Origin of the sequence: Shewanella rhizosphaerae (genome assembly GCF_019457655.1) — a bacterium.
GTDB classification, from domain to species: Bacteria; Pseudomonadota; Gammaproteobacteria; order Enterobacterales; family Shewanellaceae; genus Shewanella; species Shewanella loihica.
Map to the genome: position 1 here is coordinate 3,746,124 of NZ_CP080420.1, position 21,108 is coordinate 3,767,231.

At 54.7% G+C, this 21,108-nt stretch carries 13 protein-coding genes; 6 read left to right on the forward strand and 7 right to left on the reverse strand.

The genetic code is table 11. The features are described from left to right. Positions 1 to 8 precede the first annotated feature (8 nt). From K0I63_RS16285 to K0I63_RS16300, 4 genes are all read right to left on the reverse strand, one after another. Positions 9 to 668, reverse strand: coding sequence for a flavin prenyltransferase UbiX (locus K0I63_RS16285; protein WP_220043297.1), 660 nt, complete (start codon positions 666 to 668; stop codon positions 9 to 11). Positions 669 to 715: 47 nt separating this feature from the next. Continuing rightward, a complete protein-coding gene (gene mpl, locus K0I63_RS16290) occupies positions 716 to 2,098 on the reverse strand; it encodes a UDP-N-acetylmuramate:L-alanyl-gamma-D-glutamyl-meso-diaminopimelate ligase (RefSeq protein ID WP_220081710.1) in 1,383 nt (460 codons plus the stop codon). A gap of 682 nt (positions 2,099 to 2,780) precedes the next feature. Continuing rightward, positions 2,781 to 3,443, reverse strand: coding sequence for a hypothetical protein (locus K0I63_RS16295; RefSeq protein ID WP_220081711.1), 663 nt, complete (start codon positions 3,441 to 3,443; stop codon positions 2,781 to 2,783). Positions 3,444 to 3,493: 50 nt separating this feature from the next. Further along, a complete protein-coding gene (locus K0I63_RS16300) occupies positions 3,494 to 4,438 on the reverse strand; it encodes a DUF4365 domain-containing protein (protein ID WP_220081712.1) in 945 nt (314 codons plus the stop codon). Between the two features lie 1,009 nt (positions 4,439 to 5,447). Here K0I63_RS16300 and K0I63_RS16305 point away from each other — a divergent pair. Continuing rightward, entirely contained in the window at positions 5,448 to 8,660 is a 3,213-nt protein-coding gene (locus K0I63_RS16305) for a DUF2339 domain-containing protein (RefSeq protein WP_220081713.1), read from the forward strand. Between the two features lie 165 nt (positions 8,661 to 8,825). Here K0I63_RS16305 and K0I63_RS16310 read toward each other — a convergent pair whose 3' ends face one another. Next, positions 8,826 to 13,763 carry a S8 family serine peptidase gene (locus K0I63_RS16310; protein WP_220081714.1) on the reverse strand — a complete coding sequence of 1,646 codons (4,938 nt, stop codon included), beginning with the start codon at positions 13,761 to 13,763 and terminating at the stop codon, positions 8,826 to 8,828. Positions 13,764 to 14,324: 561 nt separating this feature from the next. Here K0I63_RS16310 and K0I63_RS16315 point away from each other — a divergent pair. Further along, positions 14,325 to 15,329, forward strand: a complete 1,005-nt coding sequence (locus K0I63_RS16315) for a LysR family transcriptional regulator (RefSeq protein WP_220081715.1) — start codon at positions 14,325 to 14,327, stop codon at positions 15,327 to 15,329. A gap of 189 nt (positions 15,330 to 15,518) precedes the next feature. Here the strand turns inward: K0I63_RS16315 and K0I63_RS16320 are convergent, their stop codons facing one another. Beyond that, positions 15,519 to 16,397, reverse strand: coding sequence for a LysR substrate-binding domain-containing protein (locus tag K0I63_RS16320; RefSeq protein ID WP_491573753.1), 879 nt, complete (start codon positions 16,395 to 16,397; stop codon positions 15,519 to 15,521). A 657-nt stretch (positions 16,398 to 17,054) separates the two neighbouring features. Here K0I63_RS16320 and K0I63_RS16325 point away from each other — a divergent pair. The 4 genes from K0I63_RS16325 (at position 17,055) to nrfD (ending at position 19,585) form a co-directional block, all read left to right on the forward strand. Then, the gene (locus K0I63_RS16325) at positions 17,055 to 17,384 is read left to right on the forward strand and encodes a PDDEXK family nuclease (protein WP_398350090.1); all 330 of its coding nucleotides are present in this window, start codon (positions 17,055 to 17,057) and stop codon (positions 17,382 to 17,384) included. 98 nt (positions 17,385 to 17,482) lie between these two features. Continuing rightward, complete coding sequence (locus K0I63_RS16330) at positions 17,483 to 17,944, forward strand: cytochrome c3 family protein (RefSeq protein ID WP_220081717.1); 462 nt, start codon at positions 17,483 to 17,485, stop codon at positions 17,942 to 17,944. Between the two features lie 10 nt (positions 17,945 to 17,954). Then, positions 17,955 to 18,647 carry a 4Fe-4S dicluster domain-containing protein gene (locus tag K0I63_RS16335; RefSeq protein ID WP_011866953.1) on the forward strand — a complete coding sequence of 231 codons (693 nt, stop codon included), beginning with the start codon at positions 17,955 to 17,957 and terminating at the stop codon, positions 18,645 to 18,647. Then, the gene (nrfD, locus tag K0I63_RS16340; RefSeq protein WP_011866954.1) at positions 18,644 to 19,585 is read left to right on the forward strand and encodes a cytochrome c nitrite reductase subunit NrfD; all 942 of its coding nucleotides are present in this window, start codon (positions 18,644 to 18,646) and stop codon (positions 19,583 to 19,585) included. The genes K0I63_RS16335 and nrfD overlap by 4 nt, the downstream gene beginning before the upstream one ends. A 14-nt stretch (positions 19,586 to 19,599) precedes the next feature. Here nrfD and K0I63_RS16345 read toward each other — a convergent pair whose 3' ends face one another. Then, entirely contained in the window at positions 19,600 to 20,661 is a 1,062-nt protein-coding gene (locus tag K0I63_RS16345; RefSeq protein ID WP_220081718.1) for a glucosaminidase domain-containing protein, read from the reverse strand. Between the last annotated feature and the right edge of the window lie 447 nt (positions 20,662 to 21,108).

Sequence of the window (21,108 nt, forward strand, 5' to 3'; positions counted from 1 at the left end):
AATTTGTGTTAATTGTCGCGGTTGTCGGCACTGTGCTTATCATAGCCCCAACGCTTGGTTAACCCGTGGTCGACACCCAGATGGTCTAAGATCCGAGCGACCATGAAGTCTACCAGATCTTCAACCGATTTGGGATCATGATAAAAGCCTGGAGCCGCCGGCATTATGGTGGCGCCGAGGCGCGACAGAGACAGCATATGCTCTAAGTGTATGCTGCTAAAGGGGGTTTCTCTGGGCACTAGGATCAGCTGACCCCGCTCTTTTATCACCACATCGGCGGCCCGCTCCAGCAGGCTATTACTCATGCCGGTGGCCACCGCCGCCAGGGTCCCCGTACTGCAGGGGCAGATCACCATCTGCTTAGGCGCCGCCGAGCCTGAGGCCGGTGGCGAGAACCACTCCTCCTTGCCCAGCACATGCAGCTCACCGGCCACCTCATTGCCGCGCTCGGCAAACAGCGCCAGCAACTGGGCCTTGGCCTTGTCACCGTTAGCGCTGAGCTGCAGCCCATGTTCGGTGGCTAGCACCACGCGCGCCGCGCTGGAGATCATCAAAAATACCTGATAATCGGCCATCAAGAGGCATTCCAGCAGCTTGAGTCCGTATGGCGCCCCGCTGGCGCCGGTCCAGGCCAGGCTAATCGCCTTGGCCCGCTTGGGATAATTCATATCACTCTCTATGTTGAAGACCCGAGTCTAACCCTTACGGGCTAGACTCAAGCCTTGGTCTCTTCCAGCTTAGCCAGCAGCTTGCCATGTAGGCCGCCGAATCCGCCGTTGCTCATCACGATAATGGTATCGCCGGGCTGAGCGACCGCTGCAACCCTGTCCACCAGCTCATCTATCTGGTATAGCACAGTCACAGGCAACTCGGCCTTGGCCATCGCCGCTTCCACGTCCCAGTCGATGTTGTCCGCCTGATACAGGTAGGCGGCATCGGCAAGCGCCATGGAGCCCGCCAGGGTATCCTTATGCACGCCTCGCTTCATGGTGTTAGAGCGCGGCTCCAGCACCACTATGATGCGACTTTCACCCACCTTGGCGCGGCAGCCCTGTAGCGTGGTGGCAATCGCCGTCGGGTGGTGGGCAAAGTCGTCATACACGGCAATATCATTGACAGTGCCGATCAGCTCCATGCGACGCTTTGGCGGCGCGAAGCGGGTCAGTGCCTCGATAGCCGCCGCGGGCTTGACGCCCACATGACGGGCCGCGGCGATCGCCATGGTGGCGTTTTCCACGTTGTGCTGACCGATGAGTGACCAGTCGAGCACGCCCTGGGACTCACCATCGAAGAAGACCTCGAAGCTGTGGCCATCCTCGCTCAAAAGCTCGCTGTACCAACCCGGGCTGCCCGCCATCAGGTTATAGGTCTCCTGCTCGCTCCAGCAGCCCATGTCGATCACCTCACGCACCGCGTCGCTGGCGGAGGGCCAGATAACCTTGCCCTGACCCGGTACGGTTCTTATTACGTGATTAAACTGACGCTGGATCGCTTTTAGATCGTCGAAGATATCGGCGTGATCGAACTCCAGGTTATTGATCACCAGGGTGCGCGGCTGATAGTGGACAAACTTGGAGCGCTTATCGAAGAAGGCGCTGTCATACTCGTCCGCCTCCACCACGAAGAAGGGGGAATCCCCCAACCGCGCCGACACGCCGAAGTTTTGCGGCACGCCACCGATCAAGAAGCCCGGCGCATAGCCACAATCTTCTAAGATCCACGCCAACATGCTGGAGGTCGACGTCTTGCCATGGGTGCCCGACACCGCCAGCACCCAGCGATTGGTTAGAATATGTTCGGCGAGAAACTGTGGCCCAGAGGTGTATTTCAGGCCACGATTGAGCACAGCCTCGACACAGGGATTACCGCGACTCATGGCATTACCTATCACCACCAGATCCGGCGCATCATCTTCGTTGTGCCCCAGCTGGCTTGGGTCGAAACCCTGAATCAGTTCAATCCCCTGCTCCTCGAGCTGAGTGCTCATCGGCGGATAGACGTTGGCATCGCTGCCCGTGACCTTGTGACCGTTAGCGCGAGCGAGGAGTGCGAGACCACCCATAAAGGTGCCGCAGATCCCTAAGATATGTACATGCATGGGGTTGGCTCTGGATAGGAATAATCTGGGGGTTATTCTAACGATTCGTGGAACCATTGTCAGTTAACAATGGTTTAAATAACGTTTTGATGACTAACGTCATAAGGAGAGGTTTCAAACTACGTTTGAATGGCTGATGCCGGATTGCGGCCTTAAGGCCGAGGTAAGTCGTGGAACTCCGTTCCACACCAGGGTAGGTGTAGCCTTTCGGCCTGAATTACGTTTTCCAAACTTCGTTTGGATTAACGTCGTGGGATTCCATCCCACAGCTGTAAATGTGCGGCCTTACGGCCGAGGTAAGTCGTGGAACTCCGTTCCACACCAGGGCAAGAGGGGGATCTCCAGCAATCCCCCTCTTGCATCTCCCCGTGCCGCCCCAGACGAAGTTGTGATCCCTACGTGGCTATTTGAAAATGACTGACGCTTCCGATGGGGCATCCAAGCCCCCCGAAAGCTAGCCTCACATCCATGTGAGGCTCACGCCATTTTCTGCAATCCACTCCGGCAACTTCGATGGGGACTAGTTGTAACTTCTACCAGCAACCTCACTAACTAGAACAAACTTAACTCTGACCCAACTTTTCATTTATTAAGTATCATTAGTGATCGGGCGCAACGCCGCCAGCAGAGGCCGAAAAACCAGAGCGAAGCGGCGGTTTTTTGGTCCCTCTGGCTGGCCTTGTTAGGGCATGAATACACTGCCATCTACTTTTACTACCTTCATGATGCTTTCAAAATAGTGGTCTAGCAGCTTTTCAGTAGCCTCATTGTTGGACTTAATCCTCGAAGACCAAATTCTTTGAGCCTTTTTATAGCTGAACTTGTAATGTTGCTCATACTCTGAGTTGTATCTAGAAATAAGTGCCATTTGTGCAACGTTATCCAACTCGTCATCGCTGTAGCGGTTGGAATGAACATGGCTACCCCTAGTGTTCACCAGCCCATCAAGACTGGACTTAACAAATTCAAATACAGGGTCAATGTGCGCTTGTACCAAGCTACCCCTGCCGCACCTTTCATGCATGCGTTTCAACTTTGTTGCGTATGTATTCAGGCGCTCTTTTAAAATATAAACATCCTGTAAATATGTATTTATAAGATATTTTATGTATTCATCATCATTAATGCGGTTACTTCTTGGTGGCGCGACGGATACTAAAACTTCGGACAATTTTAGAGCCTCGAAAGTATTTGATATCTCGGTAAACCCGTAAAATATTGTGTTAAACGGTGTATGCTTCGACGGCTCGGTTAAGGTGCCCTTTTGATGATTTTCTACAATGGGTCTCATGTATTCTGAAGCCCATTCGGCCATTAACTCGCCATAGTCTGAATATCCTGACATTCTTGGTTCCCTAACACCGCATTCAGCGGCTTGTCCGCTGCAATGCTTTGTTAGATTTCAAATTCTCCAAATACTTCTCGAAAATATGGAGCAATCTCTACATTTAAGTGCTTACCTCCGCTCAATAGCGAAGATATGAGGGCAACTCCACCATTGCCTTTAGTATCAGGCTCTCTCTTGAGGATATGAAGCGTTGTTTCATGTAATATTTTGAACATTTCAATATCATATTGGTTAGTGGCCCAATTAATCTGCTGTGAAAGACTCTTATAAAGAGTTTGATAGTGTTTATGAGTATTCTTTCTGTCAGCGAGAGCATCTAAGAAGTTTCCAACAATATGCGTCTCTTCACTAGGCATTTCGTTCGGTTCGTGATCACCTGGCATATGGTAGAACGTATAGCCCATTGATCGGTGATCCAAATTTTCTTGATCTATATTTATCCATTTTTTCAGAATTAATTTAGCATTAGTCAAAAAATTTTCATCAGATAACCGTTCAACATTAAATTCAAGTATCGGCTTACCTAAGTACACTTCAGCCTGAAGATTATTTTTGTGCTCTGCGCATGGTTTTGGGGAGCCTTGAACCACTTCATAATCTTTTGGAAATGGCTCAAAAACAAGTCGAACAAACTCTAAAGAGGTTTTTGCAGACAGCATGCATATACCAAGTGCTGCATATATGCTAACTATACTTTTTTTCTTGTTAACACAACAAAAAAGCAACGGTGAATTTAATGAAGTTAACCATTCTACGGATTTTTTACCATCGTAAATAACGTCATCGGTGCTACTTTTAACTTGTACACTGAAATAATTGTCAATGTGTAGCCTTTGACCGATTCTGCGGCCTAGACTGCAAAAGAAGTCGACTCCATAGTCTTCTGGTCTTGGTACTAATGAAGCGGTGCCGAAAGATGTTAAAACATATTGGGCTAGGTATTCCGATCTTGCCCCTTCATGAAAGTTTGGAGCGATACTTCCTGTCGCCATTGTAGTTTGTTTCCAATTAGTGAGTAAAAATCTAACATTTTATTAGTGCGCATGCGCGTTTACCTCGTTGGACCAGTGAAAGCGCGCACAGTTAACTATCTGTATGTAATGAACTTATCAGCATTTTGCCGCTTTTCATATAAGTAATCCATCTGCAAAAACGCGCATGCGCGTTTTCCAAACCTATTATCTCAAGTAGTCAACACATAACTGATTGATAAAAATGAATTATACGGATTAGTACATGTATAAACGCGCAAAATTATTTCACTATTTTCCTTGATATTCGGAAATACCAAACAACACTGTATAAATAAACAGTGCATTAGGAATGAGGTAATCATGAGTCTAAAAAGCCCATTTCTAATCGGTGTTCAAGAAACAATGCGTATGCATGGTTACAGTATTAGGAATAGTCGGGTCAGAGTAAACTTTTACTTACTTGCTGCAAATGCCGGTTGTGGCTACAACAGATCCCCATCGAAGTTGCCGAAATGCGTAGATGAAAATGCCGTATAGCCATCATGGACGATGGCTAAGACTCGGAGGGACAGGAGTCCCATCCGAGTCGTTAGGCGATTTTTATTGAAGCATGAGGATCAACAACTTCGTCGGGGGCGTCAGGGTGGATGCAAGGAGGGCGAGGACGAGCAGCCCTCCTTGCCCGGGTGTGGGATGGAATCCCACGACTTTCTCGGCCGTAAGGCCGTATCCATCCCGACGAGGGAAACTTCCCACGACTTTCATCTTCAAACGGAGTTTGAAAATCAAGTAAATGCTCATAGGTCCTATCCGTCCCACAACATGGGAAGATTCCAACTACTTACCTCGACCGTCAGGTCGCACACCCCGGGTGTGGGATGGAATCCCACGACTTTCATTCCCAAACAGAGTTTGGAAAACAAGTTAACGTCCGCATTCATAAAAATATCAACCACTTCCCTAAGTGCCTATACTGCAAGTACAATGATAACTCTTAGGAAAAGTTGGCAAGACCAAAGGAAAGGCGATGACACTGAAGGAAGATGTCAACAAGCTCACTCAGGCCCTGGAGGCGATGCAGTCACAACAGGCATCGGACCGCGCGGCGCTCACGAGTCAGTTAGCGGAGTTTAGCCAGCAGCTGGCCGAGCTCAACGCGCGGGTAAATGCCCTTGAGGGCTACGACCAGCCCGAGTATCCACAGCAGACGCAATCGACGACTGCGCATGCAAATTCTGTAGATTCAACCTCGGTATCGGCACCAAGCCTCTCAAGCCAATACTTGCCATGGCAGACCCCGCCAGAGCTGTTAAAACCAGAGCCGCCACAAGCAGCGCAGACGCAGGCAGAGCCGTTACAGTCAGCGCAGCTAGAGTTAGAGCAGACACCATCACCCCAGCAAGGCGAACTCAGCCAGCAGGCCGATACCAGCTATCGCCACGACGCCTGGCAGCGCCAGACGCCTCAACCACAGGAACAGGCTAAAACTCAACCTTCGTCTCGCTCAACGAAAACCACAAAACAGAAGGCCGCCACTCCAGGTATTGGCCAACAGCTGACTAACTCGGTGGGGCAGCTGCAGGGCTCTTTGGGGCAGCTGGTTAATTTGCTACTCGGCCCCTTCGGCGGACTCGGCGAGCAGGCCAAGGCCTTCTATCAACACTATCAGGCCAAGGGACAGGGCGCGGTATTTCTGATGACTCTTGCGGGCATCATCACCCTGACCCTGGGCTTTGGCTATCTGCTGCAATACTCCATCAACCACTGGTTCTCCGAGCTTGGTAAGGCACTGCTCGGCCTGGTAACGGCCAACACAGTCATTGCTGGCGGCCTCTTTATCCGGCGAGCCAGGCCGGGCATGGAGGACTATGCCTCGGGCATAGTGGGCCTTGGGATCATATTAAATTACCTCTGTATCTATTTCCTCGGCCCCTATTTTGAGCTAATCCCTGAGAGCGCCGCCTTCTCGCTGATGCTGGTCAACACCCTCCTGGGTTACGGCCTGGCGATGAAGCTGGAGACCAAAGTGGTGGCCATCATCGCCCTGTGCGGCGGCTCGCTGGCGCCGCTAATGCTGCTCGATGCCAGCCAGGCGCCGCTGCTCTATCTGCCCTACTTGCTGATCATAGGCGCCTGCTCCCTGGTGCAGAGTCACAGGCTGAACTGGCCCGTGCTGATAGAGATCACCGCGCTGCTGCATATCGCTTGTGTGCAGCTACTGAGCTTCTTCCTGTTTCTGCCGCTGGCCCCCATCGACACCATGGCCATGCTGGCACTGGGATGCATCAACGCCCTCTTCTATCTCTATGGCCTGGGTAGCCTCTGGCTCCAGACCAAGCGTGAGCCCAGTGCGCGCCTGCTCATGGTGCCCGTGGCCATGCTCTGTTTCACCCTCTATACCCTGGGGGAGTTTACCTCTTACGCCGGCGAGCTGTTCGCGATCAACGGCGCCATCTGCGCCCTGCTCTATTGGAAGATACGGCGCGATAACCTGATTGCGCCGCTGATGCTGGCCGCGGCCGGGGTGTTCGCCGGGGTGGCGGCGCTCTACCTCATCAGCGCCGACCTCCTTGGCTTAGTGCTGTTGATCGAGGCCCTGCTACTGCTCTGGCTCGGCGCTAAACATGACTTTATCGCGATTCGCACCGAGGCCTATATCCTGCTGGCCATGGGCCTTGGCAGCAACCTGCTGACCCTGTTCGACGGCCTGGCAGTGAGTCATCACCAGCTGGGTGGCGCCGCGGGAATGACCGATAACCTCATCCTCATTCTCACACTTACACTAAGCTGCGCCGCCTGTTATCAGGCGATACGCCTGATTGATGCCCTGGGGGATAGACTTGCCGGGACGGAGCGACTCCTGCGCCGCGCCCTGCAGGGCGTTTTTGGTCAGCTGCTGGCGATCACCGCGCTGTTTATCGGCTACTGCTTGAGCCCAGACTTCTATCTCAACGGCCTGCCACTGATCGCCCTGATGCTGCTCTATCTCGGCAGACGAGACGAGCTGCGCTTTACCGAGATCATGGCCTGGTTCTGGCTACTGCCGCTAGGCGGCCTCATCATGCTGGGCATGCTAGAGGCGGGCAGCGTCAACTTTGCCCAGCAGCCCCTCAACGCCAAGCTGGCGCGTATCGAGCTTTTCAGCAGTCTGCTGCTAGCCTACAACTGGTATAAGCGATACACACCTCAGTCGCCGCTGGTGAGTCTGGCCTATTATGTTCAGCTCATCTGTTACTTGGCGCTGCCGCTCCTGCTGCTACCTAAGGTGCTGCGCAGCTATCTGGAGCTGCTCCCCATCTACCTCTGGCTGGCCAGCGCCATGGCCCTTGGCCTCGCGAGGTTCGTGCGCCACCGGAGCCTGGTGATCGAGACGCAAGTGCTCTGTGCCACGGCCATGCTGTTCACCGCCATTAGCTGTCTGGACAATCAGTGGCAGGGATTAGTCGCCCTCGCCATAGGCGCGCTAGCACTGGGCACAGTGCACGGCCGTTATGAGCAAATGAATCGGCACTGGCGCATATTACTGCGCTTCCCCTGGCAGTTGAGCCCCTTCTATTTTGCCTTGGTCCTGGCCGTTGCCGTACAGACCCTGTCCGGGCTTATCGCCCCGGGTTGGTCCCTGGTATTCCTGGCGTTGACCGGCTACTTTGCCCTGCTGGTCGAGCGCGACAATGCCCTGGGCAGACGTTTCGCCAAAGCGCTGAGACCCGGCTACGATCTCGCCTATGGCCTGCTTCTCCTGCTGCCGCTGGCGCCCATCATATTGCATGGCGATCGCCCCCTGAGGTTGGACATGAGCAGCCTGCTGTTTAGCCTCAGCGAGCTGGGCATATTGGTGGTGCTCGCCTGGTATCTCAGGGGCAAGCGACTCGGCATCGAGTCCCACAAGAAGCTGCTGCCTAAACCTGCCCTGCTGTGGAGCTGGCACAGCCTGCTGGCGGTGAGCTATTTCCTCTGGAGCTATCAGCTGGGGGATCAAATAGCCGCGCCTGTCAGCAGCATCCTGTTGGTGAGCCACGGCAGCGCGCTCATGTTCCTCAGCCTGCGACCGCAACAGACCAGCCTGATACGCATGGCGGGAATCCTCTTCGGCCTCGCCTGTCTCAAGATATTGTTTATCGACATGGCCTCCTTCGTGCTGGTGCAGAAGGTGGTCGCCTTCATCGTCATCGGTATTATCCTGCTGACGGTGGCCTACTTCTATCAGAAGCAGAAGAACCGGCTGCTGGCCCTAGGCTAGAGGTTAAAGGTTAAGGAGTTAGGTCCACGCCAAGATTACTGACATAAAAAAAGAGGAGCCTTGGCTCCTCTTTTTCACTTTAGCTTCAAGCATCTTGGGTCATACCCGAAATGCTTGTTTGGCCATACTTTTGACCTTTTTACTTAGCCATCTTATGCAGCCATATTAGCTCACACGCGCCTTAGCCTTGCGGCGACGCAGCAGTGCCAGCGGCAGCAGGCCAAGCAGACCCAAGCCTAAGGCACCACCCGAGCTCGACTCAGGCTGCACAACTTCAGGCTGAGGCGGCGGTGTCGGCTCGACGCCATCAGATTCCACCGTCAGCATGAAGCTGGTGCTGGCGGCATCGCCACTGTGCTCGTTATCGCGCACGGTCACAGTGACCAGAGTGTCACCGTGGAAGTTGGCCTCTGGGATCAGGGTAAAGCTATTGCCCTGCACCTCGGCCGTGATGTGCTCGCCAGTCACTTCTACCGTGTTCGGCACCTTGTTGGCATCGATATAGCTTACCGTCAGCCCTTCCAGCGGCGTGTTCTCGGCCACAACCTGATCGGCAATCTCGGCGATCTGTATGTTGCCCTGGACGCTGATGGCGTGGATCAGCTGAATCGACGGTGCGCCTTCCAGGTCGTAATCCAGCACTATGTCTTGCACCGTACCGGTCGCTTCAGGCTTGATCACCGCCTTGAAGTTGACCTCCATACGGCTCTGCTCAGGTCCCACATAGTCGAAACAGACCACGAGATCGTCGGCTAGCACCTCATCTAAGTTATCGAAGCCCAGTACCTCATAGAGACCGCCGCCCTTGGCGCCCGCCTTGGTCGACCACTGAGTATCGAAACCTTCGAGGAACACGGCCCCCTTGGCTAGATCGGCACCCAGGTTGTCGTAGGCATAGATGATCTCGAACTGACCCGGACGGTCGTCGATGCCGCTACGCAGAATCGTTTCGAAATCATACTCTTCGCCTGTGTTCTTATCGGTCACGTTATCGAACTCGAGGAAGAGTAGATCCCCAAGGTCTGGACGCTCCTCGGCATACTGAGAGGCAATGGTAAGTCCCCATGGATCTTCCCAGTGACGACGATACTTGCCTTCGAAGCTACCACGCCAGAACGGCGCCAGCGCCTCGACCAGGAAGCCTGGACCACGGTGCAGCATCATGTACCAGTAACCCGTGTTGAGCTGCATGGCACCTACGGTATGCATGCGCAGATAACCGGCGTTCGGCTGGTTGTACAGCTCGAACTTGGCGCCTTCCTTGTAGAACAACCAGTCGATAGGCACGTCGAAGGCGCTGCGATAGTCGCCCACAAACCAGTCGGCCAGCGGCTGCATCTTAAACTCACCGAACAGGTCGATATAGCCACCGGTCGAGTACTCGTCGATCATCGGCGTGCGACACATCTTGTCGGTCAGGTTAGTGGTCATCTTGTACTCGCGCTGTACGTCGCGGGTGGATGGCTGCATGCCCGTCAGGGTAAAGCCGCGCTCATCGGCGGTCACCGCCTGAGTCACCTGATCGTTGTTGGTGGTCAGGGTCGCCGGTGCCAGACGCATTCCCTCGGGCAGTTGCAGCGCAAACTGGTACTGACGGTCCTGAGTCTCCATGTTAGCGGCGATCTTCAGGCTGATATCCACCACATCCATGCTACGTGCCTTGTCCTGGCTCACTTCCCAGGTCACCGCATCGTCGGCGCGGCGAATATCCAGGGCGGTGAAGCCCAGGGTGCCCTCGGCGCCCGGCATGTTGCCGAGGTCGAAACCACCATAGTAGATATCACCGGCCTGGGTCTGTGGCAGGTTCCAGTTGATGCCGATCTCATAGTTACCGTTGCCATCGTGCGAGGCTGGGCCCGTGACGCTCAGGTTACCGCGATCGTCATCTTCCATGATGATGGCGTAGCCTGTATCCACGTCCACTTCACCCTGGCCATAGGCCATGGCGGTAGCAACCCAGTAAGTGCCGGGCGCCGGGTTTTCCAGGCTACAGTAGTTATGCTCCGCCTGACTGGTTGAAAGACAAACGGTTTCCGCCGAGTATTCCGCCTTGATGGCGCTACTGTCGGCTTCGCTGTCTGGCACGAAGGTGCCGTTGTCGTTCTCATCCAGACCCACAATCACAAACGGATGAGGCGTGGTGTAGCGAGGGTTGAGATCCTCGAGCGTGCTCACCACTCCGGCCTTCTGCACCTCGACCACCAGACGCTTGGCGCCCTCGGGTACCGTGATGGTGCGGATATCCCAGCCCTTCTCGATATAGTCCTGACGCAGGAAAGGCCCCACGGCGGTCAGACGATTGCTATACACCTCAGGCTTCACCGGGCCGTAGAAGCGCGGCGTCAGCTGGCTGTAGGCATCGGTATTCACCATCAGGGTTTCTGTGCCCTGATCCCGGGTGATCTCGAAATGATGTGACACGGGCAGCTGCTCGCCACTGGTGGCCACCACCACAGGCATGTGCACCTCTGGGGATCTGTCACCCTGCTCCTTCAACACCACCTGGCCGTTGAAGAAGGTGTCCTTATTGAGCACAGCATCCCACGGGCCATCGGCCTCTTCGGGATCGACCTTGATCTCTATCTTGCTCGGCGGTGTCGCCGTCACGATAATGCTCTGGGTCTCGCCCGCCTTGAGGGAGAACTGCGCCGGCGATACCGTCAGCTCGAAGCCCTCCTCCTTGCCGATCCCCTCTACCGTCCAGGTACCGTCACGGGTCGCCTTGACTGTACGCATCCAGCTGCAGGTGTTGGTGCACTCCATCTCCACCATAGAGGGGATGTTGAGCCAGTTCACCAGGCCGCCGTTGGTCGGGTCGGCATTGCGGTAGTTTTCGACAGTCTCATCCATCAACAGGCCGGTGTCTGCGGCGCGCGCCACGTTGATCGCCCCCGCTCCGGCCATGAAGTTGTAGTAAGGCTCGATCAGCTGATAGCCGGTGTTGAGCATCACTGGGCCCGCCGTTAGCATCAGCGCCGATTGGATCTCGGCCGGTGTCCAGTCTGGATGGATCTGACTCAGCAGCGTCATGGCGCCGGTCACATGAGGCGTCGCCATCGAGGTGCCGCTCATGAAGGTCCAGTCAGAGGCCGTCGGCGAGTAGGTGAAGGGTTGATCGTCGGCGTTGGCCGCATAGATGTCGACACCCGGCGCCGTCAGATCCGGTACCAAGGTGTTGTTGGTGCGGCTTGGCCCCATGGAGCTGAAGGTCGCCAGGTTGTTGCCCAGCTCGGCGTCCAAGTAATAGTCATTGCTATAGTCTGAGATGGTCGCGCGGGCGGCCTCGCCGTTACGGTTGACCCAGTTACGCAGCTTGTAGCGCTCGGCAGCCTTGAGCTGAATGCCGGGCAGCACGAAGTTATCCGCCACCAGGTTGTCCGCCGAGTAGCTGATGTTTTGCAGGATGAAACCACCCGCGCCACCGGCCGCCACGTTCTTGGCCTTGTCGACGCGAGCGATGTCGCCGCGCTCACACACCACGATCTGATCGCTGGTGAAGGTACCGGCAGGGAAAGGCGCATTACAGCTGGCGGCGTTATAGCCATCGTTAAGATCCGGGTCGGCATATTTCTCGGCCATCACCACCTGGCCGGTGATACCACCGGAGAAGCTCTTGCCCTGCATTGGCGCGGTTGGCGCGCTTACCCCTTCGAACTCGCCTAAGGTCTTCACCCCGGCGTCGAGCTGACGATCATGGGTGCTGGCACCTACGGTAGTCACCCAAGGCGAGCTGTGATCCGACGACCAGTAGGCGCCATTGTTACCCGCCGCCACGGCGACAGAGATCCCCGCCTCACGGGCCGCCAGGAAGGCAAGCTCCATGGGATCGGCCCAAGGCAGAGACTCGGCGCCGCCGATAGAGAAGTTGATGGCATCGACACCATCGGCTATCGCATCTTCAAATGCCGACAGGATCGCCGACTCGGGGCAGCCCGCATAGGGGTCGCCGCTGCCACCTGGCCAACAGACCTGATAGGCGATGATATGGGCGCGGGGCGCCACACCACTGGTTTGTGGGAAATTAAAGGGCACATTGATACCGTCGCTGGTCGCCTCGCCGCTGAAGGTTTGCAGCGGGGTGTCGGTCAGTGTGTTACCCGCGACCGTGCTGGCGGTGTGAGAGCCGTGGCCGTTATAGTCTTCGCCATTGGCCGGGCGGATCATCACGGGGCGGCCGGTGGTTTGAAACTCGGGCGCCGCATAGATGTCGGTGATCTCAGGATAAGAGTGCAGACCGATCAGCTTGTTGTTACACAACTCTGGCGAGTCGACACAATCGCCCACGCCGTTGTCGGCGCCGAAGGGGTTGGTCGTGGCGTAGGCCTCATCGTCGGCAAACGCCGGGTGATCTGTGTTGATCCCCGTGTCTATGATCCCCACGACCATGCCTTCACCCTTGGCGGCCAGGCTACCCGAGGTTGCCGTGCCCTGCCACACCTTGTCGGCGCCGATGAACTCTGGGCCACGGTCGGTGCGCAGCTGGAACACGCGGTTAGGTGAGATGCGGGTGACGCCACGCTGATGAGACATCTTGATGGCATCTTCCTGGGTCATCTCCACCACCATGGCATTGCTCGCCAGGGTGAACTGCTTAGTCACCTTCACCGAGGCGCCGGCCTGACGGACGCTGGCGATAAACTTATCCTGCTTGGACACCAGGTATTGCTTGTAGGCCTGAGCCGAAGCGGTATTAACCGCGACTCGGCCCTTGGCGATCACAGAGCGGTTTTTCGGCGCCGTGGTGGCGGCGTAGCCCGGCACGTCACCGGCATAGGTGGCGAGCGGCTCGGCATCGAGCTGAACAATATAGGTCTGCACGCCGCTGGCTTTTTCCGATGGCGTGAAGATCTCCTCAGGCGTGCGCGCCTTCTTGACGCGGTTGATCTGCCCAGGTGTGCCCAGGTAGACCTCGCCACTCAATTCGAGTTGACGTTCCTCGTTGACCCGCTGAATATCTTCGGCGGTGAAGGTCGGGGTGTAGAAGCTGGTGCCAGGCACCTTCTCCATCCCCGGCTGGGCGATGGCAATCGAGCCCGCCCCGGCGAGATAGAGCGCGGTCAGGCTGGCGACGGCGCTTCGCTTAAACATTTGTTGGGTACGCATTGATATTCCTTTGAAATCATAAGCTTATTATTTTTCATGCATTTACATGCGCATTAGGTATATCAAACGACGTCAAAGAAAAACGTACCTTTATGTAACATTTGAGCTACATCTGTGCGGGTATATAGCCTTCAATTTCCCCGCAAAATTTGGCCTTGGAAACCCCTAACCTTCTCCCGGAAATAGTGACTCAAGCTAGGCGAAGCTCACCGCGCAACAGCTCCTACCAACAAGCCTGCTGCCGACTAAACAGATCCTCTAGCCTTAGGGAATTAAGCTCACGGCGATCTGTCCCCTGCGCCCGCGGCCCACAGTCACTCGTCCCCCTAGGTGTATCTTTTTGTTACAGAAACCCTAGCAAGGTGGCTAAAATTCGGTGTTATCAGGCTTAGCTGGCGATTTAGCGAAAGGTTAACCACAAGTTAACTGTGATGTGATCCGCAGAATTTTTAACCAACTTGTGCTACAAGGATCGTTCAGCAAATGGTTAATTTTTAAATATAAGATCTATTACTTTTGCCTGTTAACGCCATCGAAAACTGCCGATAGAGGGATATTGTCATGCTGAAGAAAGTGAGCCGACTCGATTACTATACCCTGCAGGTATTTATCGGACTGGTTGAGCTGAAGAGCGGCAGTGCGGTGGCCGAGCGATTGCGTACCACTCAGTCTAAGGTGAGCCGCAGCCTGACTTGCCTGCGGGAGGTGCTGGAGGACGAGCTCTTTATCCGCCAGCAATATGGCTTCGAGCCCAATCAGGTCGCCCTTACCATCTATCCCATGGTCAAGACCATAGTGGAGCAGTACGACAAGATAGTGGCCGCCACCATAGACAAGGGCGCCGAGCCCTATCAGCTCAGCGTCGCCACCTATGAGCAGTGGTCGCTAATGGCGATGAACTGTGTGCACAACACCTGCCACTGCATCGAGGGCGGCGTCAGCATCAATATTCAGCCCTGGACCGACAAGGTCAATCAGCGTCTGTGTCAGGGCAAGGTCGACTGCAGCATCTCCACCGAGCCGATTAATCACCCCATGGTGAACAACTTTAAGCTGGGGGATATCACCCACTTCTTCATCGTCGCCCGCCGTGGCCACCCTATCTTAACCAGCGACGATCCCTTAGCGCAGATGTTTAACTACCATATCGCCCTGGTGAACACCCACCTGCAGGAGCAGGAGCCTCACCCCATAGAGCTGTATGCCAAGGCCAGGCAGATAGAGATCCGCGTGGCCCTCAAGAGCCCGAGTCTGAGAATGTTGGTGGATCATGTGAGTCACAGCGAGGATATCGCCCTGCTCTCCTCGGCCATGTCGATGAGCTATTTCGAGAATCGCGACGATGTGGACTATCTGGATATCTCCAGGGTCTGGCTGCAGACCCGAGATCTCGAGACCGAGAGCTACTATCTGCATTGCCACAAGGGGATCAAACCGGAGCTGGCCAACTGCCTGCGCCGGGTACTGACGGAGAAGCTGATCGAGATGCAGGCCCACTGCGATCGGGTGGCCCGGGAACGTACGCCCCTCGCCCAGCCGAGCATAGCGCCAGAGCCTTCAGCATAAGCCTTTAGCCAGAGTGCTTAGCATAAGCCCTTAGCCAGAGCCCTTTAGTTAGACCCTTTTGCCTGAGCCTTTAATTAGCGCCACAATAAAGCAGCGGATGAACCAGTAGACTAGTTGCTGCCTGTGCTGGTACTTGTTGTAGTGCCTGTTATTAGTACCTTGTATTAGTACCTTGTATTAGTGCCTGCGCTAGTGCACGTTCTGGCTGATCAGCTGACCTATCTCCTGCTTCAACCAATCGAGATGGGCGGCACTGCGACCGCTACGACTCAGCATATAGAGCCTAGGGTATGACTGATCTTGGTAGAGGCGCGCGGTATCCATGCCAGACAGGCAGCACACATGCAGGCCGGGTAGCAGCTCGCTATGCTCATACACCCTGCTGTAAGGCAGCAGGCTCACCGTCTTGTCGTCGGACAGATAGCGATACAGTTGATTAAACTCCAGCCCCTCACGTCCCAGATCCACAGGGGCCAGATGACAACTAAGGCGCTGCTGAGTGCAGTAACGCTGGAAAGGATCCGGCGCCTGCCTGTCCAGCTGACCAAAGGCGCTCAGATAGGGATAGTTGGCGATATTGGCCAGGCTGATCTCCTGCTGCAACAGGGGATGCTTGAGGGAGCAGAGCAGATACAGGTGGGTCAACTGCTTGAGGGGCGTGATGGTGAGTCTGTCGTCCTGCAGCGCCTTGTCCGAGGATTCGCTGACGATCGCCAAATCGATCAGTCCCTGGGCCAGATCTTCTTGCAGATCCACAGAGCCAGTGCGCAGCTCATAGCTGATAGGCAGCTGCGCCTCGCTGATGGCGCCGCTCAGGCGTTGGGGCAGTTCGGCGATCAAGAGATCGCTCACATAGAGCACCATCATCTGGCTCGCGGCCAGATCGTGGCAGCTCTCCAGCTGATGCAGCTGTTCACCACACTGCACCAGGGCCTTGACCAGGGGATAGAGTTGACGGGTAAATTCGTTGGGTTCTAGGCCATGTTTCTTACGGATGAACAGGGGATCGTTAAAGATCATCCGCGCGTGTTGTAGACAGCGACTCACCTTGGGCGCGGGTATATTCATCTCCATCGCCACCGACGAAGCGGAATGCTTTTCATACAAATTAACTAATATATTGGCGCTCAGCATATCTAAACTATCTAGAGTCATATTTTTCATTTCAAAATACCTCTCCCGACATCGAATATACCCATTCAGAGTATAGTAAATATATTTAAGCTGACAATATCTTTATTCGATATTAATAAAACAAATAAAATAGATCTTGATCATATTTCTAAATTTCAAGCATTTACAAAAACATTGCAATAGCTTAATTTTCATGCAAAATATCTTAAAAACCCCGCCAATTTTCAGATATTCAACAATTAAAAAACACATATCTAATTATTGATTATCTACAAAATGAAATAGCTGAATATAAGTATCTGACCAAGGGCTAAATTTTAATAATCCGATTTCAATAATTATTGTAAATAAATCCCATAGCGTAATAATTAAATCGAGAGTTAAAAATGAAAATAACCTTGGAGGTTTACTATGAACACCACCGCGACCGTTATTTTAAGCTATGCATTTATGTACTTTGTTTTGTTCATCATTTGTCCTCTCGTCATCGTGACCTTCGTCATGACGTGCATCAAGTTCTTTAGATCAAGCGAGAATCAGCTGGTCGATGCCGCCGTAAGCATCAAGCCTCACTTGCTCGACAAAGATTCAATGCACTTTTTGAAAGGCTTAAAGGCCATCGCCGCCAACCGCTACGATGTCCTTTACGGAGCGTCGCTGGTGAATGTAGTCGACTTAGATGACTCCCTCAGGAACCACGAAGAGGTGCAAGACTTCATGGAGCACTGCCACCTGGATTACGTGGTCGTCGATAACGAATCTTCTGCGGTCAAACTCGTGGTGAGCGACCCTGCGGCCAGCTCTCCAGAGCAGATGAAGTTTGTCGAAAAATGTTTGGATTACATAGGGGTGCAGCTGATTAAGCTGGACAAAGACAAGCATTGCGACGAAGCCTTGCTGCGCACCGCACTCGCCGCCTGATGAGTGTCTCTCACCGCAACGCCCAATGAGCGTCAAACCGACCACTTGACGCTCCTCTTCCCCACAACGTCATGCTCACTGAGGTGTAAGGATGCATTATGTGTCAAATTACCCCTTGTACTACTCTGCTGCTGGCCAGCGTCCTAACACTTGGCCTGGTGGGCCTAACGCCCAATGCCTTAGCCGACGAGCAAGCCAGCCGCAGCTGTATCAAGTGTCATAAACGCAATGGCCAACTCGAGGGCATACACGCAAGCCCTGGCCTCGCCATTCTCTGTCAGGACTGTCACGGCCCCAAAGGCAGCCATCCCAAGAAGGGATCGACCATCATGACCTTTGGGCCCGATAGCCCCTTCTCGGCTCAGCAACGCGGCGCCGTCTGCCTGACCTGTCACGACCATCAGGCCCTGGGTGAAGTCGAATGGACCCACAATGTGCACGCCAATCGCCTTGGCTGCGATCAGTGCCATAAGCTTCATCCCGAGACGGACCCTATGTTGTCGCTCGATACGCAGCAGCATAGCCAGCTGTGTGTCGGCTGCCACAAAGTCGAACAATAGGAGGCCTGTGATGCAAGTTTCTAAACGCCAATTTCTCAAGGGGGTTGGGGCCCTACTGGCCGGTGTCTCTGTGTATGGTGCCACCCGCACGCCCCAGGCCGATTCCCTGCTCCAGCCCGAGCAGGAAAGTGAGATCAAATACGCCATGGTGCATGATGAGAATGCCTGTATCGGCTGTAACGCCTGCGTCCAGGCCTGCCGCGAGGTCAATCATATTCCCGAGGGCGTCACCCGGGTGAAGATAGAACGCAAGGGCCCCTTCGGTGAGTACCCCGATCAGAGCTACCGCTTCAGCCGTGTCTCCTGTCAGCACTGCGAAGCCGCGCCCTGTGTAAGGGTCTGCCCCACAGGCGCCGCCTATATCGACAAAGAGACGGGCATAGTCGCGGTCAATAGCGACCGCTGCGTGGGCTGCCAGTATTGCATCGCCGCCTGTCCCTATCAGGTCAGGTATATCCACCCCGAGACCCGCACCGCCGACAAGTGCGATTTCTGTCAGAAGAGTCGCCTGGCCCAGGGGCTTCAACCTGCCTGTGTCGAGGCCTGCCCTACCAAGGCACTGACCTTCGGCAACCTCAAGGATCCCGAGTCGGATCTGGTCAAGCTGCTTAAGCGCAAGCCCAGCTACCGCGCCAAGGTGGACCTGGGCACTCGGCCTAAGCTGTTCCATATTCAAACCATAGATGGGGAGATAATGCTATGAGTGCTTTTCATTTCGAAGGCCTGGTATGGCATTGGCCTATCGCCATATACCTCTTCCTCGCCGGTCTGTCAGCCGGGGCGGTATTTTTCGCCATCATGCTGAAACATTTCAAGCTATCCCATGAGGCCTGGCATTCGCCCTTCGTGCAGGCGGCGGCCATCATAGCGCCGGTCGCGGTGTTTGGTGGCCTGGGGATCCTGGTATTCGACCTCACTAGGCCACTGGATTTCTGGAAGATCCTGGTGTTCTACAACACCAGCTCTGTGATGTCCATGGGGGTACTGGTGCTGATGGCCTATCAGCTGGTGCTGTTTGCCTGGATAGCCTGCGTCTTCCAGCGCCGCATCACTCAGCTGCTGGGCAAGCGTCTGCCTATCGCCAACCGACTGCTGAACTGGCTGGTGAAACAGGAGGCGGCGATCACCGGCGTCTTGGTGATCCTCGCCATCTCACTTGGGGCCTACACCGGCTTCCTGCTGTCGGCGCTGATCGGCTTCCCGCTGCTGAATAACCCGGTATTACCGCTGCTGTTCTTGATCTCCGGGCTCTCCTCCGGCGCCGCCGCGACCCTGCTGGGTGGTGTGCTGCTTAGGGGTAATCCCAATGGCGTCGAGGTGCGTTTCATCCACGGCATAGAGATCCCGTTGATTTTGGTGGAGATTGGCCTGCTGTTTACCTTCTTCGCCGGATTGATCCTCTCTGGCGGTCAGAGCCAGGTCGCGGCACTCAACGCCTTGGGCTTCGGCTTCTGGGGTTGGATCTTCTGGGCCGGCGTGATCGGCATAGGCCTCACCCTGCCACTGGCCTTCAACCTATGGATGAAGGTATCGGCAGATCGTAAGTTCGCCTATGTGGCGGTTACCGCCAGCTTCAGCCTGATAGGGGTGTTCTTGCTGCGCAACTTTATCCTCTATACCGGCCAGATGACGGGGATCTAATCCCCACTGGCCATTCAATCGCGGGCGTCATCTGCGCTGATCAGGTGCAGCGGCGCCCCGTCACTCAGGTAAGCCTCATCCACCTGATCCAGACCATTGTAGCGGATCATATGGCGTATGCCATCGATATAGGCCTGACCTCGCTCGGAATATCGCTCCAGGGTGCCCGCCAGTTCCAGGCCTGTGATAGGTTTGTTCTCTGCCCGCAACTGCGCCCTTAGCTCTCTCAGCGACTGATAGGCGGCGTTGGTATTGAGGTTAAGCAGGTAGCCCTCCACCGAGGCCAGCGGCGTGTCGAACCGCGCCAGCCCATAGTTGCCTAGCTCCTTGCGCTGCGCCTTGGGGGTCATCCCCTTGCCACTAAAATCCCACTGCCCGAAGAAGGCGTTGCCCTCGACGGTAAAGCGAGAGGTGGCCCAGCCACTCTCCTCCGCCGCCTGGGCCAGCACCAGAGAGGGCGGCATGATATCGACCCGCGCCAAAAGCTGCTGGCGCTGCTCCCCGGTCAGGCTGCCGCTCTCATCGGTTAACAGTCGATACTTACGGGCCAGGGCCAGCAGCTCGGGGGCATCCGGCGCTGCCTGGGCGATAGTCTGCCGCTCCAGCAATATCTGCTCATTGGCCACCAGGATCAGCGGCGCCATCAGACGGAAGAACACCATCTTCTTCAGCTGCACCGGGATCTGCGACGAGGTCTTCTGCCAGCGCTCACTCACCGCCTCGAAGGTGAGTCTGGGCACCTCACGATTGCCCGCCTGCCAACCGGCTTGGTTATACCCCAGACTATCGAACAGGGCGATCAGCTCATCGAGGGAGTTAAGCACCACATCCTTGGGCGCCTTGGTCGGCCTCGCCTTGGAGACAGTCTTGAAGCTGGTTTGGGTCTGCTGACTGTCAGCCGGGGTCGCCAGCTCGCCGGCGTTTGCCACCGGCGGCTCCATCCCGGCGGCGGCCAAGGCAGGTGACAGGGCACCCGACTCATCACTGGGGCGATACCAGAGCGCCCACAGCATCAGCAGCGAGGTAAGCAGGAGTAGCAGAGGCAATGCAATCTTGAGACGGCTATCACTGGGCATATAGGCTCCTTTGGCAGATAAGACGAGATAAATTTATCATCAATACTAATGCCTACTCTAATCCATCTTTCGATGCACGTCTTTAGCCAAGCTGTAGAGCAAGGCGCCGATCCTTCACCTACACCCATACTCAAAATTACACTCACACCCACATTCCTAGACCTCAGTATCGACACAAAACTTATTCATACTAATCATTAAAAGATCATCTACTTAATTAAATAAATCTTTTATTAACTAGAACCAGAAAAATTAAATCCTGCACAATTAAGTTCTACCATCAAATATTTAAAGTTCAAAAACCTCAAAACCATATTTTTAGAGCCAGCGACAAAAGATGCACAAACTGATATCACAAATCATTTCTAATTTAGAATAACCAGAAAGCTAACACCTAGCGGTAAACAGCTAGATAATAAAAAGTTAATAAATTTCACATTAAAGACT